The following is a 16,019-nucleotide window of genomic DNA, read 5'->3' as shown; positions in this document are numbered from 1 at the left end:
AACCCACTCCACGGGGCCAACCTCGTACCATGGAACAGTTACCGAGCCGACTGGGTGGTTTCAGGACTCGGCGGTTGGCTTGGGCGTGGGGGCGTCCCTACGCGATGACTCCCGGTCCGAGGCGCTGTCCTGGTGCTCGCCCTCAGCAGCCTCGTAGGGACCGTGGTACTCCTCTTCAGTCCACCACAAAGCGAAACTCTTCCGGCCCTGTGCGTTCCTGAACGTTACTTGGCCGCTCGGCTCGCCGGTCTCCTCAATGAGGGCGGCGCCAGTACATTTGAGCCATGCTCGGCGTTCCTCGTAGTTGAGGTCCTCTGGCATGTTCAGATCGACCATACCCGGCTCCCACCAGCCCTTCTGTCGCGTCCGACGGTTAATGGTACCCGCCAACACGGTCAGACCCGGCATCCCACCGTGACGCGGTCGCTGCGGTCGTTGTGCTTCTGCTGATCACCGAGGGTTGATCTGTCGAAGATCTCCCACCCGCTGTTTTGGTTGTTGATGCATGGGGTTGAAAACCCCTCCGCGTACGGCTCCGCCGAGACGCCGTGGCGTTCCACTCCTGGCCCGCCAGCGTGCCTGGTCACGGGGTTCCCGGGTCCGGGACCAGCATCGTAAAAGTCATCCACGCCCAGCTGAATGCTGTAGCTCACCGGATCAGAGCACTGAAACTTGATGGCATAGTGAACGGCAGTTCCCACACCTCGAGCAACGATCTCAGGATCAACGTAGTTGCCCGTGCAGAAGACCTGACCAAAGACCGCACCCGGTGCTGTGACAGTCCATGAACCGTCCGGATGAGCGAGGGAATTATGAGCCGACTGCGACAGGTCAATGAAGGCGATGGCGTTTCTGGGAATCGCGATAGCGCCAGCTACGCACACCAGGACCGCCAGGCCGGTGACGGGTACCCGCGATCGCACTCTCTTCCTGGAAATAAGGCCACCCGCGCGATCCGAGTAGGTATGAATACCACGACTCATATGACCCCTTCCCTCGGCGCGACACGTTAAGCGGACGAAACAGGCCCCGTGGCGGAATCGTCTAATCCCACCCCTCCGGGCGACCAGCACAACGCGGCGGCTTCGAAGCGGTGGTTCGGAACGAGGTCAGCATCGCTGCCACGGCAACGCCTGGTCATGGCCGGTGAGGGGACGGGAGCAGTCCGGCTAGCGGGTTCGCCAAGGTGCCGGGCGCGCCGCCCGCAGCCCGATTTGGCTACAGCGGGGCCGCCCATGTGGCCGACGACCGCGGAGCGCGCTACAGGCATCCTGATTGGGTGTGTCCGACTCGCCGCACCGGTCGACCGGCGTTGCAGGTGCGGCGCACCACGTGACCGGCGTGCTCGGTCTGCGGCGCCATGGCTATCTCCCGTGCGGCAGTGATGTCGCACTCTGGTGAGGTCTGGGCGTACGAGTCGAGGTGGCGTAGCTTGCGGCGCGGAAGCTGCACCGGGGGGCGGAGTGGCATGGTCAGCTAAGCCACTTGCCAGCTGACCGGTCGGCGACCAAGCGGAACGCTTCCATAGCGGTCAGTTTGGCCTACGGCTCGTCGTCCGCCCCGCCGTTGTTCGTCATTCATGGCGGACCGAGCTGGGATCACAGTTACCTGCTTCCTGGGCTGCTGCCGGTGTCCCGGAGACGGCACGTTGTCCTGTTCGACATGCGCGGGTGCGGACAGAGCAGTCGTGATCTCGGGCCCGAGGCGTACCAGCCCGAATACGTCGTAGAGGACCTGGCCGGACTCATCTCCGCGCTCGGCCACCGAGTGGTTGACTCACTGGGGTTCTCCACCGGCGGCCAGGTCGCGCATCGCGAGCGTCGAGGCGGGACCGGTAGCGTTTCTCCCGCGCCCCGACCGCATCATCCCGAAGGACACGCCCGTGAACATCCCCGATATCGAGTTCACGCGGATTCGGTCACTCGGCCCCGGCGGGCAACGCGACGGGTACGAGCAGTTCATCTGCCGACAGGTGGCACAGGAGCCGCCCACCGCCGACGCCAAGTTCGTCTCGCTGCATGGAGCGGGCGGTGACGGCGGCGTCGAGTGTTACTGGACGCTGCCCGACGGCACCGAGCACGGCTGGCAGGCCAAGTACTGGACGACCCACGCCGACGTCGACAAGGCCCAGCTCGACAAGTCCGTCAAGGCTGTCCTGGAGCAGCATCCGAACCTGACCAAGTACACGATCGCCATCCCTGCTGATCCGACTGGCCCCACCGGAGGCCGAGGCAAGTCACTCCTGGAGAAGATCAACGACCCGGGAGGCTGGCTCGAGGGCTGGAAATTCATGGCCACCGTGCGCGGCATTACGGTGAAGTTCGAGTTCGAGTGGGCGACAAACATCGTCACCCGTCTCGAACGCCTCGACAGCAACGGCATCCAGCGCCGGTACTGGTTCGACGCCGACGTCCTCGCCGCCCAGTGGTGGAAAGACAGGCTGCAGGAGGCGATGGACGCTGCCCGGCCCCGGTACATGCCCGAGTTGAACGTCGAGGTGCCGGCCGCCAGGTCCATCGCAGCACTCTGCTCCGACGACGAGTGGTGGGCGGTAGTCAGCGACCAGATCGATAAGGTCAACGACTCCGCCCGCCGCATGCGCAGCGCCAAAAACGAAGTGCTCGCCGCAGACCTGGACACAGCCGTCGACGCCGCCACCAAGGTCACTGACAGGCTAGCCGTCTGGCACACCTCGCGCACGACCACCGGACTCGACGACCTCGCTCAAGCACTCGACGAGGCCTCGAACATCGTCAGCGACCAAGAAGCTGTCGAAGTCGCAGCGATGGACGCCAAGTACCCCAACGGCGGCAACTGGGACACCCAGAGCTGGCGGCAGTTCCAAGCCGAGTACCTGCTGTCGTTCCCCGCGGCAGCCGTCGACACCCTGCGCGAGCTCGGCGCGAAGCTCGCTGACGCCACCGGACTTCTCATCAGCCCGGTCGGTCGGCTCGCTGCCGCCCAGGTCGCGCTCATGACTGGTGCCGCCGGCATCGGCAAGACCTACCTCGCCATCGACGCGGTCGTCCGGCGCCTCGGCCAGGACCGCCCCAGCGTTATGATGCACGGCCGCTGGTTCACCGACCGCGACCCGCTGACCCACCTACGCGACGTGCTCAAGATGCCGTCCGACCTCACCGGTGAGGAGGCCATCGCCCTCCTCGACGAGAGCGCCCGCGTCGCAGGCGTCCCGACCCTCATCGTCATCGACGCGCTCAACGACACCCGCCCACGGTCCACGTGGCGTGACAACCTCGAACGGCTCATCACCACAGTGGGCCGATACCCGAACGTCCGGCTTCTCCTCACCGCCCGCACGCACTACGTCGGCCAGGTTCTCCCACCCGGGCTCACCCTGCCGCGGTTCGAGCACACCGGGTTCGAAGGGGTCGAGTTCGAAGCGGTCAGCGAGTACGCCGCGTTCTACAGCCTCGAACCGCCGACGTCGCCGCCCATCCATGGCGAGTTCGACAACCCGCTGTACCTGCGCCTGGTCTGCGAAGCTCTCAAGAACAACAACCGGTTCTCCCTCGACCAAGCCACCATGGGCCTCGACGAGCTGACCCAGATGGTCCTCGACAATGCAAACAACATCGTCAGCGACCGGATCGACGCCTCACCGTCCGACCGCGTCGTCCACCAGGCCATGCACGCCCTCGCCTCAGCCATCGCCGGCGGCGGCGACGATCCGTGGCTGACTCGTGCCCTGGCCCAAGCCCAGCTGGCACCGATCTGGTCCGTCCAGAGCGTCGAGAAGTCACTTCTCGACGCGCTCATCGCCCAAGGGCTCGTCGAAGAGGACGTCGTCCCCGACGGCAGCCCCCACGGCGCAGACATCATCGCCATCACGTTCGAACGCCTCGGACACCACCTCATCGTCTCCGACGCCCTGTCCGAGGTCACCGACGCCGCCGGCATCACCGCCGAGCTCGGCGGTCGCCTCGGCAGGGTCATCGGCCTCGGCGGCACGATCGACCTGGGCCTTCTCGAAGCAACGTCCGTCGTGGTCGCGGAACGGTTCGGGCTCGAACTCACCGAGTTCCGCGCTGAAATCGGTGACGACGACGCCATCGCCGCAGCGGTCATCGCCGGAACCGGATGGCGCAACGGGACCTCAATCACCGACGCTACCCGCGACGTCATCGTCGAAGCGCTCCACCAGGCCGACGTGCACTCCGACGCGTTGACGACACTGTTCCGTCTCGCCGCCCGCCCCGACCACCCCCTGAACGCCGACTACCTCCACGAGATACTCACCGGCCTGAACATGGGTGCCCGCGACTCGTTTCTGCTCAGCTGGTTCCACTTCACCCACGGCACCAGCGGAGCTGTCGACCGGCTCATCCGGTGGGCCAGGGAGAAGCCGCTGGACCAGGTCGGTGAACAAACCACTCGCCTGTGGGTGACCGCGCTCCTGTGGGCCACCAGTGCCAGCGACCGCCGCGTACGCGACCCGGCAACCATCGCCGCCGTCCGCCTCCTGACCCGCCACCCGGGCCAGGCGGAACGGCTGCTGGACCGGTTCACGGTGGTTGACGACGAGTGGGTCGTCGAACGAGCGTGCGAGATCGCGTACGCGGCTCTCCTTGCGAACGGCGCCCAAAAGGATTTCGCTGCCGCGGCCGAGGTGGTGTGGAACAACATCTTTTCCGTGCCGTCGGCGGTTACTCCGAACGCCGCCGTGCGTGACGCCGCCCGCAGCATCTTCGAAGCCGCCAACGACCGCGGAGCCCTCCCCGCCGGCGTCACCGTCGACCAGTTCCGGCCGCCGTACACCAGCGACTGGCCTCTCACCTGGCCCACCGACACAGACATCGCCGCGTATGACACCGACAGCTACCCGAAGCTGGTCTTCTCGGCCACCGGCGACGACTTCTTCAAATACCAGCTCAGCCCCGAACTCCGGGACCGCCCCGGCATTGATCTCCCCGCCGCCGCGCGGTGGGTCGTCGCCGAAGTCATCCGCCTCGGGTACCAACCTCAACTCCACGCGCCCTTCGACCGGTACGTCGTCGACAAGTTCGGCATTGGCCGGTCCAAGCCCGCATGGATTGAACGCATCGGCAAGAAGTACCAGTGGATAGCGCTGAACCGCCTCATCGGCATCGTCTCCGACCACGCCCCCAAAACCCCCAACAGCTGGGACCCGCCGGCGCCCGCCGTGCCAGGCCCGCACACCGACATCTCCCGGCAGGTCGACCCGACCTTTGTCGAGTTCGCCCCCGCCGACCCGACCCCACGCCCATGGGTACCCGGCTACGACTGGGCGCGCCCCGTCGCGAAGACCGACGTCGAGTGGGTCGCCGACGATACCGACCTCCCAAACATCGCAGTCAACGAAGCCGACTTCGACAGCCGCCCCCACATCGTGCTGTCTGGCACCTACGACTGGAACAACGACTCCGACACCACGAAGCACACCCGGCGCATTTGGACCCACCTCCGCACCTGTCTGGTCGCGACCCAAGATCTCGCTACCGCCATCAGCGAACTCGAAGGACGCGATCTCCTCGGCGAGCCCGTCGCCCGCAACCCCGAGATGTCCCGCGGGTACGTCGGCGAATTCCCCTTCGGCCACCACCACGGAGCGGACCTCCACGTGATGCGCCACGAACGGACCGAGCCACTCTCCGTCCCCACCCAGCCCGCCGCCTGGCACCTCCTCGGCGAGTACGGCTACGCCCCCGAGGACCAGAAGACCATCTCCCTCGACATGCCCGCCCCCGAGTTCTTCGGGCTCGCTCCCGGCGAGCTCCACTGGAACGGGCGCAACGGCTGGACCGACCACACCGGCCAACTCGTCGTGACCGTTCGGCACACGGTCAACGCCGGCCAGAACGAACTCCTCGCCGACGCAGACTGGCTCGAACAGTGGCTCACCGCCGAGAGGAAGTCGCTCATCTGGGTCGAGAACACCGGCAAGGACGCATTCGGAGGCTCCGGCGGTGGAGGCAGCCACCCGGGGAGGTTGGAACGCTCTCAGGTGCGGTCCTGGACCCCCGGCGTAAGCATGCAGACCGCCGCACCCGGCTGGGACCGCATCCCAGCCAGCACCGCCTGAGCGTGCGACCGACGCGAATTCCAGAGGCCAGTGGTCGTCCGGGAACGGTGTTTGGGCGCTCCGACGGAGGGATTGACCAACCATTGGACCATTGGATCGTTCGCGTCGTCGTCCTGCCGTTCGCGTTTCGACTTGTCTGGTGCTGTGAAGTGCACTAAGTGATAAGAGTCAGGTCCCCGTGTCTCGGGCCTCTTAGACCGTGCCAAGACATGGCAGCCTTCCGCGCGCTCCGAGGTTGGCCGACCGCACGTTGCAATGCCAGATGAGACGGTTGAACAGTGGTGGTCGTGCGCGAGGCGCGTCCGCACTCTGTGGCCGGTTATCTCAATGTAGCCGCATCATCGCCCGCTTGTCGGACTCTGACGTATCTTTGCTAACCACAGGTCCAATAATGTCGGCGTAAAACACGGAAATCCTAGTACCGCGCACCGATGGTCCAAGCTTCCAAGGGGTGAGCGTGGCACTGTAACGGTAGTCAATTACGCTTTTCGCCCATTCGAACATCTCAGGTCCTTGCGCCGACCCGTGTCCACTATTCGAGATCATTCGGATCAGCACCCACGCATCTTCGTGGTGCCGCAGAAGCCAGCGAGTCGCGTTTATGTCGAAGTTGGACCACGACTCCGGATCGTCGTCGACCATCTCCCACTCCATAATTGGTGTGATTTGGTTTGATTCCAGAGCCGTCGTCAGGGTGGACTTCGCCTGGTCGGCGGTGAGGCTCGCATCGGCGATGCCTGTCAGGAAACCTAGTACAGCGTTGTTAGAATCCTCGTACAGCACAAGCGATAGGGCGTCGTCGTGCCACGTTTCGCCGCGCTCCGGACCGAAACGGGCGGCCAGATCCGCCAGCACGTAGTACCCGTTCGGCATAAAGCTTGATTTATTCGCGCAAGTCATGAGGTCGCGCATCAAGGTTGGATTTGACTTCACGGCGTCAATATCGGAGACGACGAGGACTAGCCCGACACCAGCAGGTCCGCCGCGGGCCAAGATGTCACTGACAACTGCCGCCCCGTGCGGATTATGCAGGATCACGTCGGCGTCATCGACCGGAAAGAGGATGGCAGGGACTTCTTTAGACGGAACCGTGTAGATCCCTTTAGTGAGTCGCACGTCGATGATTCGGCGTGCCGAGTCAAGGTTGTGAAGCGTGTGCTCGACGCTGGTGGCGATCCAATCAGGATCACACGCCTCGCGCCATCGGGTCTTGAACTGGTTGCGATCGAGGGGATCCGAGGGAACAATATAAAACGTTCCCGTCATGATCGCCTCAAGCATAACTAACGTTAGAAGGTTGGACTTCCCCATTTTCGGATTACCGAAGATTAGGGTCGAGTCTAATGATCCAGTCTCTGGATCGTGAAGGCTAAGTCGCGCTATTGTTCCGTCCTCGTGGCGGGCGACATCGATCGAACCTGTCGAAGGGGAGTAGCTCGGTTTGCCAGAGTAGTTTTCCGGTTCCTGAGCTTTTCTTGCCCGCTCCCGTTCGGAGTTGATAGTTTCGCGAATCTTTCGATGAAGCTTCTTTGATCGACGGCGGTACAGTACTCGAGTTGACGCCAGCAAATCGGACAGATCGGCTCCTGGTGGGCGACGTACTGCGGGCGCCTCGGAGCCAAATACTTTCAAGGTCACGCCTGTTTCTTCGGCAAGGTTGGCGAAGAACTCTCGCCCTTCGTTCACCAAAGCAGACGCTATGCCGAAATCATGCACCCCCTTCTTGTCGCGGAGGCGTCGCATCTCGATTGTATCGATCTTGGGTGGGAGATCGAATGAAACTGAATGACTGCGAACCAGACTTGGCTCGCGCTCAGAGTAGAATCGCGCGAGGCCGTACCATCCGCTCAAGTGAACATGAAGGAGTCGGAAACCCGCTGATCGCATCTTGCGCATGACCTCAGTTGGGTCGCTAGATTGCCAGCGTGTGAGCTTTTCGTTGTAAGGTGGGACGAAGTACGCTATCAGGCTGTGCTCGATGAGGTCGACTGTTGGCTTGAGTAGCTTGCCGTCCCAGTCGAAAAAAGTCTGGTAGTAAGCCTCGAGGTCTGGGCCCTGCTCGGTGTCGGGTATGTGGTCGTCGGTTGACCAGGAACTGCGGTCGAGAGAGAGTGGAGCAACGAAGATCTCACAGTCGGCGTCGACGTGATCTTCGTATACTCGCTGCAGCTTCTCATGTTGCCGTGTGCGTTTCCACGAGTTACTTGAGCCGCCATCGCCGAAAGATTCCCCTACGTAGAGGACTTCCTGCCTAGCGAACGTTGGGTCGGCGCCGGACAGAAATGAGGCTAGAGCCCAGGCATCGCCATGAATCAGTTCGTCACCCATTCGCATGGAGAAATATGCGCCGTCATTGTGCAAGCGAAAGTTTCTAGCTCCGGCTTGCTTGAAGTCGTAGCCCAGGCTGTGGATGTTTCGTGCGGCACCGGGGTGATCTCTTGTGACAACGTCGATAGTCAATATTTGATCATCAAGGCGAGCTGAGCCCGGAACGATCCTGACAGTGGGACGCCGGGTGAGCAGATACCAGTGACTTGACCCAAGCGCCTCAGCCAGCGCCGTGGTGTCAAATCGCCGCTGGTAGACATGATCGACTGTTAGCCGAAACGACAACGTGCCTGCCACGCGACCTCCAGGATAGCGACGCTCCCGCTGCGGCCACGCTGGCAGGTCGGCCAGGTAGCTGAGCTACGGCCACGCTAGTCGGCTGCACCGAGAAATCGGGGGCACGAACATGTTTGCCGCCGAGTCCGGACTGGACATGCGATGGCAATGTGACAACAGAAAGGAGCGGTAGGCCGAACTTGGCGTGATCGAGCATCCAACTGTCCGCCGATCAACCGCCGGTTCCCCACCGGCCGACTGTGGGCTCACTACTGGCTCCGACTCAGGAGACCCGACACGCTCAGCGAGTATCCGAGCGCAGCTCGGGATGCTGGGCCTCGGTTCCCATCATCAGTGGGTCTCAAGGCGGCGCTGTTTGGGCACAGGCCGATCGTGCCCGCTGAATCTCATGCTAGGAGGAGGTGGGCCTACGGATCGTGCGCAGCGTCTCCAGGACCCTGCCGGCGTTAGGGTTGCCGGCGCTGGCCTCGTCGGCCAACCTGGCCTCGTCGCCGCCGTCACCGAGGAGCCGGGCCAGCCATTCTGCCGCGAGGGGGTCGCCCTCCGCGCTGTGCTTGGTCAACTCGGCCTCGTTCCCCTCCTGGTACAGGCGTGCGGCGAGTCCCATCCGGCGAACGCGTCTTGCTTATCGTCGGCTCGCCGGGCGAGCGCTTCGTGGCCGCCGATCTCGAAAAGTTTCCGGGCCAGTACCGACGCTGCCGCTTGTTCTCAGCGCGGCGGGTCAGTTCGTCGAGGTTGTTCTGCGAGCCGAGGAGCTCGGCGAGAAGTCCCTGAACGCCGACATCGCCCGTGTCGACGGCGAGTTCCGCCGGTTCGGCCGTGTTCCCAAGGCGTGCGAGCACCACGGGTAACTGTCGGCGGCTGTACTCATCGCCTGCGGTCGCGCGTTCCAGCAGTGCCGAATCGTCGTTACGTTGAGCGAGCAGCTGAGCCAGGTGACGTGCCGCCGCTGGGTCCTTCGCACCGACTGGGCCTGCTCGTCGGGCGAGTTCCTGTTCGTCATTTCTGTTGTGGAGCCGCGCGGTGACACGTTCGGATGCGAATGTGTCTCCGGCGTTCGCGCGGCGCGCTCTGTCCTCGATCTTGACCCCGGTCGGCCTCATCAGTCCTGTACTACCGCGGCAGGTTCCGTCGTAGGTGATCGAGTTCGGCGGAGAGTGCTTGCGAGCTGTGGTCGGGGTGCCGCAGTCCGTGTCCTTCGTTGGCGAAGGTGATCAATGTGGCGCGTTCGCCGAGCATGTCGGCGAGCTTTCGGGCTTGAGAGACAGGTGTGACAGTGTCCGCGTCGCCATGGATGATTAACACCGGTGCGGTCACGGCGTCGGTGCGCGAGAGCACGGAACGTTCGTCATAGGTCGTCTGGTCAGAGGGCGGTCCGATGAGCAGCTCGGCATGATGAGCTTGGAATTTCGGCGCCGAGTCTGTCCAGGTGGCGGGGTCGATGAGGGCGTGGCGCACTGCGGCGGCGGCGAAGGTGGTGGTTGTGGCGATGGCTCGCAGCGCGGTGTAGCCGCCAGCGCTCGAACCGCAGATCGCCACCCGTGCCGGATCGGTGCGCCGGTTGGCGGTGAGGTAGCGGACGGCGTCCACGCAGTCGGTGACATCCAGGTCGCCCCAGTTTCCGCGCAGGGCGTTGCGGTAGGCCCGTCCGTAGCCGGTGCTGCCGCGGTAGTCGACGTCGAGCACGGCGAATCCGTGGCCGGTGAAGAAGCTGATCCACGGATCAAGGCGGAGGTTGGTGTTCGAGGTGGGGCCGGGATGGGCTCGGACCAGCAGCGGAGCGATCGCCGACACGGCGGGTGTTGATGGGCCGGCCGGGTAGAGCACGGCGTGAGCGTAGGAATTGTCGCGGGTCGGGAACCGCAGCCGCTCTGGTGTGGCGTTGGAGCTGGTGATGAGGGCGCGGCCTAGCTGGGAGAGTTCCTGGACTCGTGCGCCGCTGTGTTCTACGAGGACGACTGTGGGAGTTTGAGTCAGCGTGGAGCCGATGATCGCCAGTTGACCGTCTTCGGCGGCGAGGTAGGGCTTGATCGAGGTATAGGGCAGGTCGATTCTTGCTGGCGTGCCTCGGTCAGCGCTCGAGAGCCCCAGCCAGATTCGAGGGCCTTGCTGCACGATCGCCGCGACGAGGTCGTCGCTGAGGAGTTGGTAGGTGGTGTAGCCGAACTCCCACGGAGCCGGCCCCATTTCAGCTTCAACCGTCACGACCTGTTCAGTGGCGCCATCGTTGTGGCGGTAGAGATTCCACCAGCCATCGCGGTCGGACAAGAAATGCAGGATTCCGTCCGGGCTCCACGACGGTTGAGTAACCGACTCCTCTACACCACCGGCTACGAGAGTCTGCGGGCCCAGTTGGCCGTCGGGGCTGATAGTGGCGGTCCAGAGCCAGGAGCCGTCCCAAGGCATAAGCGGTGGTTTCCAGGTGATCCAGGCCAGCTGGGTCCCGACCGGCGAGATGCGGGGTGAGGAGTAGAAGTCCCAGCCTTGCGCGATCACCTGTGGGATTGCCGTGCCATCGGCGGGCATCGTCACGAGCTCGTTGAGGACCTCGCCGTCGTGGTGGCGTTCCCGTACGCATACCAACTGTCCCTGGGGACCGATGTGAAGGTCCGCGTGTCGACATTGCCCCTGCGACGGCTCGGGAGTAACTGGGCGCAGCGAGCCGTGGTCGGTGCGCCATATCCGTTGATCCTCGGCCCGCACGAACCAGATCTCACCGTCATGAATCTGGTAGGCGCCGCCACCGTATTCATGAACCTCGGATGCGACGTGCGTTCCCGCCGGCAACGCCTCGGCCACCCTCCCGGCGCTCCACAAGAGCAGAATGTCGCCCTCCGCGCGCCCTTCGATCCAATACACGCGCCCATCCGCGATGGACACTGCGTCGACCGGCCGCCCTTGCACGAACGGTGACGCTGCCTGCGTCTCAGAGTTCGGCTCGTTCGATTCAGGTGCGGCCGAGGGTGCGTTCATCCAGTGGGCCGTTGCAGCGAGCGGACCTGTTCCTCCAACGCATCCACCGCGGAACCCACCCCCGCCCGTGCGAAGGCATCGCGTACCTGGCGGACACGACGCAGACCGGCCACCGAACCACGGTGGGCGAACGTGTCCAGAGCCGAAGTCGTCAGCCGTAATGCTTCGTCTGCATTCCCACAGGCCAGCTGCGCTCGAGCCAGACCAATTTGGATCTTCGCTCCTCGCCGGTCACAGCTCGGCGGCAGCAGCCGCAGGGCATTGGTGAAGGCTTCAGCGGCCAGTTTCGGTTGCTCCAGCGCGAGATGACACGAGCCGGTGTGCGCGGCGAGGCTGCTCTGATCGAAGTCATACATCCAGGGATCGGCCCCTTCCGGGCGTGGATCGCTCAGGCAGTCGTAGGCCTCTGCAATGGCTCGCCTGGCCGCCGCTGATTGACCGGTGTCGGCGAGTGCCTCGGCTTCGAGGATCGTCAACCATGAACGAGTAGTCCCGGACAGAGATCGAGGCGCTGTTTCCCTCGCCTCGCCAAGGTGAACCAACGACGCTCGGGGACCGTCAGTGTGAGCGGCCACTAGAGCTTGGTAGCCCTTGACGTAAGCCCCGAGCCCTGAGTCCTCGGCCTCTCCCACCGCGGCGCGGGCGTAGACATAGGCGCGGTCGGCGTTGAAGTTCTCCCCCAGGTCGAACCACAACCACGCGGCGAACCCGGCCGCCTCGCCAGCGGCGGACGCGATCCGGCGGCGCAGTGACGAAAGCTGGTGGCCTTCCAACAGTGCGGTCAGCAGCCCGAGTTGGGCTTGCACGTGCACCAGCATCTCCGCGGACGACAACTCGTGGTACAGGTGCCGCTGCCGGTCAGTGATCTGTTCCAAGTCGTCCACGACCGCCGGCGTGACCGGAGAGGTACGACGACCCACCGCGCCGAGTCGGTCCCAATCCAGGTCCAAATTAGTCTCCCGATCGGCGGCCGAAAGAGCGCTGGTCTGGTTTCGACCTGCCGTGTTCTTGGCGCGACGGGCGGACTGACTTTGGTCGCGGATCACTGCTTGTTCGCGGATCACCGCCGCGAGCATGCCCGTCAGTCGCCCGTTCGCCAGCAGCGCGGCGTCGCAGGCGGCAACCATGGCTTCGGACGGAACGACTCTGCCGCGTTCCACCGCACCGATGTGCTGGCCGGAGTACCCCGTCATGTCCGCGAGCTGATGCAAGGTCAGCTCGCGTCGTGTCCGCAACCCGCGCAGCTCAACACCAAACCGCGCGAGAAACGAACTGGACCCATCCTGTGGCTTCGGTGGTCGCCCGGCACGCCGCCGTGGTCGATCCCCGCCGTCGCTGGCTCTATCCGGCAAGCCCTCTCCTCCACGAGCCGATCCGATTTGCTCATCGTTGCGAGCAAATATGACTCCGCCGTTGGCTAGTCGCCACCACCGACCGCAGGGAGTGGCGTTGACCAGCCGACAGTGCGCCCAAACCTCCAGACACGCCCACGACAACGGCCTCGAGTCACCGTACGCAACTTCCCCCGAGTCCGGAGGAAAACGGTCCGAGCGTGTATCGACTCAGCCTACCCAGCACGGCGTTACGCCGAACCCGTCCACAGAACCAGTGTCGATGCTGGTGATCTGGGTGACCTCCAACCGCGACTACGCCGAGCATTGCGTGACTCTCGACCAGGCGGCGGCAGCCGTGCGCAGCCCCGGTGCGACCTACGAGTCGCTCTGCGGCGCCCGGTTTGTCCCAGCACCGATCAGCGTGCCGGCCACCCGAGGGTGCCAGCGCTGCGCACGTCTAAACCAACAGCGAGCGGCCGCAACCTGCCCGAGCCACACGCTCCGGTCCGCGCTCGCACTCCGCATCCGCGAGTGGCTCCGAGCATGATCCACTCACTCTACGTCAGAAAGAGCCGTCCCACGATGTCCCGCGAATTCGCCGCCCTGGTGCGGCAGGTGAACCACTGCCGCTGCCACCGCACACTGCTCGGACCAGATCGACCGCACTGGCGGCCACTGCGCGACCCCGAACCCGGGCCGGACGTGCGCGTGGTCGTGCTCTACGGCGACCATCCCGACTTCCTGCGCATGGTCCGCGTCCCCAACGGTTGGCACGGACAGGGCGCAGCCGCCCCGCACCCGGACCAAACCCCACCCGAACCCTGGACAACCGTCGGCCGCTGCTGGGCAGGTTCACAACACCCCGTCATCGACGCCACACCGACCAGCAGCTAGCTCCGGACAGCCGGGGCTGACCTCACTCCGGTGAGCGGCCGGTGCAGCCACTCCTGGCCCTTCACCGGCCCTCCACCCGACACCACACCTAGGAAAGGAATGCTTCTGACGACCAGCTCCAAGCCACCCATCGCGTTCGCGGATGACCCGAGTGCCTCGCACTCGGCGCAGTTCGGCCTCGGCCGACCCATGGACTCCGCCGCCCCCCAGGACGCTCCGTCGCCGGTCGGTGCGCGCCCATGGAACCTGCGCACCGCGACGACGTGCCTTGCTCACCGGTGGTTCAGGAGTGGCGCTACGACCACGACCGGCAGATAGCTGTCACACGATCTGGCTCGACACCCGGCAACCACCGTGGCCGACCTAACCTGACCGATCACCACATGGCCCCCCCTGTCGAGCACCACCGGTCCCGCTGCCCCGACTGCGGGGCAGAACTGGTCCACCTCACCGGGGACCCGAGCGTGCTATACGAGGAAGTGGACCCCCGCGAAGGGGGGCCCCCGCGTCCACCTCAAACACACCCAAGAACGCTGTCAATTCCACCAAATTCCTCACCCCGACCCCCGAAACCACGTCCTCCCCGGCGACGCCAATTGGCTCGACAAAACCTGATCGACCCGCCGCGCAGGCCGCGCTTCCGACGTTGGGAACGGGACAGACGGCGAAGCCGAGGGTTAACCGTCGCCGCCCTTGGTTAGTCTGTCGGCCGCGCCCGGCACCGGAGACAGGGGCGCAAGCCGTGCGGGAGGGCAAAGCCGGCCCGCACTGCCGCACACGGTGCGCTTAACTAAGAAATGCGGCCAGCTCGGCAATGGTCGAGCAGCGGATTAAGAGATCGGCGCTTCGCGGCGGACAAGCTGCTTCTCCTGCTTGAGGTGCCTATGCGCCAGCCTGTGATGGCCTGGCTGCCTACCTCCGCCTGCGGCTCGCAGGCAGCATCAACTATGCCGGTCGAGCACGGCCGCGGGCGGCCTGCATGCGCGCACCGCTGACGCTCATGCGCCAGCGCGCCATCTCGATAGTGACGTGGTGCTGTGCGGCGACATGATCGTCGGCTTCGCCTCTTCGTGCCGCGGCCACCAGCATTGGCCGGGGAAGGAGCAGGCAGCCGGCGAGCCAGTTAGCTTCTTGCTCCTGCTCGGGGTCGCAGGTGAAGAACGGGTGACCGGCGATGGTCTTGATCTCGCGGAGATCGTGTCCGAGGACGAGGTGGCTCAGCTCGTGGGCGACGTCACTGCGGGTCCGCCCGTGGGTCTGGGCCGCGCGGGCGCTCAGCAGATCTCCCGTCTCGTAGACGATGGGGTTGTACACCACGACGATCCGGCCGTCGGGCAAGTGGAAGGTAGCCCCCGAGAAGGCCCCGGGCTGCTCTTGGTGCAGCGCATAGAACGGGTCGGCGCTACCGAGCGCGCGATGGCCGGCAACGACCTCGACCTTGAGGTGTGCCGCGAGCTTGGGCAAGCACATCGTCTCCCGGTCCGAGCAGTTGACCGCGTCACGTAGCTGGGCGGCATGACGCTCGGCTTGGGCCTTGAAGCCTCGTCGCACTGTCGCCTAGTCCTCCTCGCTCCAGCCGTAGTTGGTGCCGATGGCGTCGTCGGCGAGCAACGCCGACTGGAGGTCGTCGAGGAGGTCTCCGAGTTGACGGGCGGCGGGCGGGGTGAAGGTCTTGGTGACACGCAGGTGCAGCTGCGCCTGCGACGGCGCGGTGGCCAGGTTCGCGTAGAGGTTGCTGACAAGCTCGGCGATCTGGTTCGCGGCCTGCTCGGTTAGGTGCGGGTCGCTGTGCAGGCTGGCCCGTATCGCGTCCGGTGTGCTCTGCGGCCGCTGACGCTGGGCGTTGCCGAACACCGCGGCCGGGTCGAGCCCGACCCACGTCATCAGCCGCCCGAAGTTGGGCAGGTCCGGTAGCTGACCCTTCTCCACCCGGGACAGCGTGTTGAGCGGGACGCCCGACTCCGCCGCGGCCGCGCGCAAGCTCAGTCCACGCTCGCGGCGGTAGTCCCCGACACGTCGACGTAGCTCGTCAACGTCGACAACGTCCTCCAACGCGCCCCTCCCCTCCACCGGTCACACCAGCGTGTCGCCACCGTAAGGGATCGCCCCCGTGTTGCCAGCCGCAACGCCCT

Annotated in this window: 9 protein-coding genes and 1 pseudogene; 3 read left to right on the top strand and 7 right to left on the bottom strand. The window is 64.9% G+C overall.

From position 1 onward, the window contains the following. Window positions 1-60 precede the first annotated feature (60 nt). Window positions 61-336, bottom strand: coding sequence for a hypothetical protein (locus ACTXG6_RS18745; protein WP_445189106.1), 276 nt, complete (start codon window positions 334-336; stop codon window positions 61-63). 1,149 nt (window positions 337-1,485) lie between these two features. Here ACTXG6_RS18745 and ACTXG6_RS18740 point away from each other — a divergent pair. Both ACTXG6_RS18740 and ACTXG6_RS18735 read left to right on the top strand, forming a co-directional pair. After that, window positions 1,486-1,800: pseudogene (locus ACTXG6_RS18740) on the top strand (alpha/beta fold hydrolase); the annotation flags it as partial. A gap of 82 nt (window positions 1,801-1,882) precedes the next feature. Further along, complete coding sequence (locus ACTXG6_RS18735; protein WP_445190359.1) at window positions 1,883-6,061, top strand: hypothetical protein; 4,179 nt, start codon at window positions 1,883-1,885, stop codon at window positions 6,059-6,061. 324 nt (window positions 6,062-6,385) lie between these two features. Here the strand turns inward: ACTXG6_RS18735 and ACTXG6_RS18730 are convergent, their stop codons facing one another. From ACTXG6_RS18730 to ACTXG6_RS18715, 4 genes are all read right to left on the bottom strand, one after another. Continuing rightward, window positions 6,386-8,686, bottom strand: a complete 2,301-nt coding sequence (locus tag ACTXG6_RS18730; protein WP_445189105.1) for a hypothetical protein — start codon at window positions 8,684-8,686, stop codon at window positions 6,386-6,388. Between the two features lie 391 nt (window positions 8,687-9,077). Further along, window positions 9,078-9,248 (bottom strand): hypothetical protein, encoded by a 171-nt coding sequence (locus tag ACTXG6_RS18725; RefSeq protein WP_445189104.1) that lies wholly within the window; start codon window positions 9,246-9,248, stop codon window positions 9,078-9,080. 551 nt (window positions 9,249-9,799) lie between these two features. Continuing rightward, the gene (locus ACTXG6_RS18720) at window positions 9,800-11,566 is read right to left on the bottom strand and encodes a S9 family peptidase (RefSeq protein WP_445189103.1); all 1,767 of its coding nucleotides are present in this window, start codon (window positions 11,564-11,566) and stop codon (window positions 9,800-9,802) included. 89 nt (window positions 11,567-11,655) lie between these two features. Further along, complete coding sequence (locus ACTXG6_RS18715) at window positions 11,656-13,011, bottom strand: helix-turn-helix domain-containing protein (RefSeq protein ID WP_445189102.1); 1,356 nt, start codon at window positions 13,009-13,011, stop codon at window positions 11,656-11,658. 564 nt (window positions 13,012-13,575) lie between these two features. On the opposite strand from ACTXG6_RS18715, the gene ACTXG6_RS18710 reads away from it, so the two are divergent. Then, complete coding sequence (locus ACTXG6_RS18710; RefSeq protein WP_445189101.1) at window positions 13,576-13,887, top strand: hypothetical protein; 312 nt, start codon at window positions 13,576-13,578, stop codon at window positions 13,885-13,887. A 945-nt stretch (window positions 13,888-14,832) separates the two neighbouring features. On the opposite strand, the gene ACTXG6_RS18705 is transcribed toward ACTXG6_RS18710, so the two are convergent. After that, window positions 14,833-15,438: an ImmA/IrrE family metallo-endopeptidase gene (locus tag ACTXG6_RS18705; RefSeq protein WP_445189100.1), complete on the bottom strand. Its 606-nt coding sequence runs from the start codon at window positions 15,436-15,438 to the stop codon at window positions 14,833-14,835. 6 nt (window positions 15,439-15,444) lie between these two features. Then, the gene (locus tag ACTXG6_RS18700; RefSeq protein WP_445189099.1) at window positions 15,445-15,939 is read right to left on the bottom strand and encodes a helix-turn-helix domain-containing protein; all 495 of its coding nucleotides are present in this window, start codon (window positions 15,937-15,939) and stop codon (window positions 15,445-15,447) included. Window positions 15,940-16,019 lie beyond the last annotated feature (80 nt).

This window comes from Pseudonocardia sp. Cha107L01, from assembly GCF_052566575.1.
This window is presented reverse-complemented; position numbering and strand designations above follow the sequence as displayed.

Excerpts from the sequence above, each read along its gene's own strand:
- ACTXG6_RS18710 (WP_445189101.1), top strand. The coding sequence starts at position 13,576 with ATGTCCCGCGAATTCGCCGCCCTGGTGCGGCAGGTGAACCACTGCCGC.
- ACTXG6_RS18745 (WP_445189106.1), bottom strand. The coding sequence starts at position 336 with ATGGTCGATCTGAACATGCCAGAGGACCTCAACTACGAGGAACGCCGA.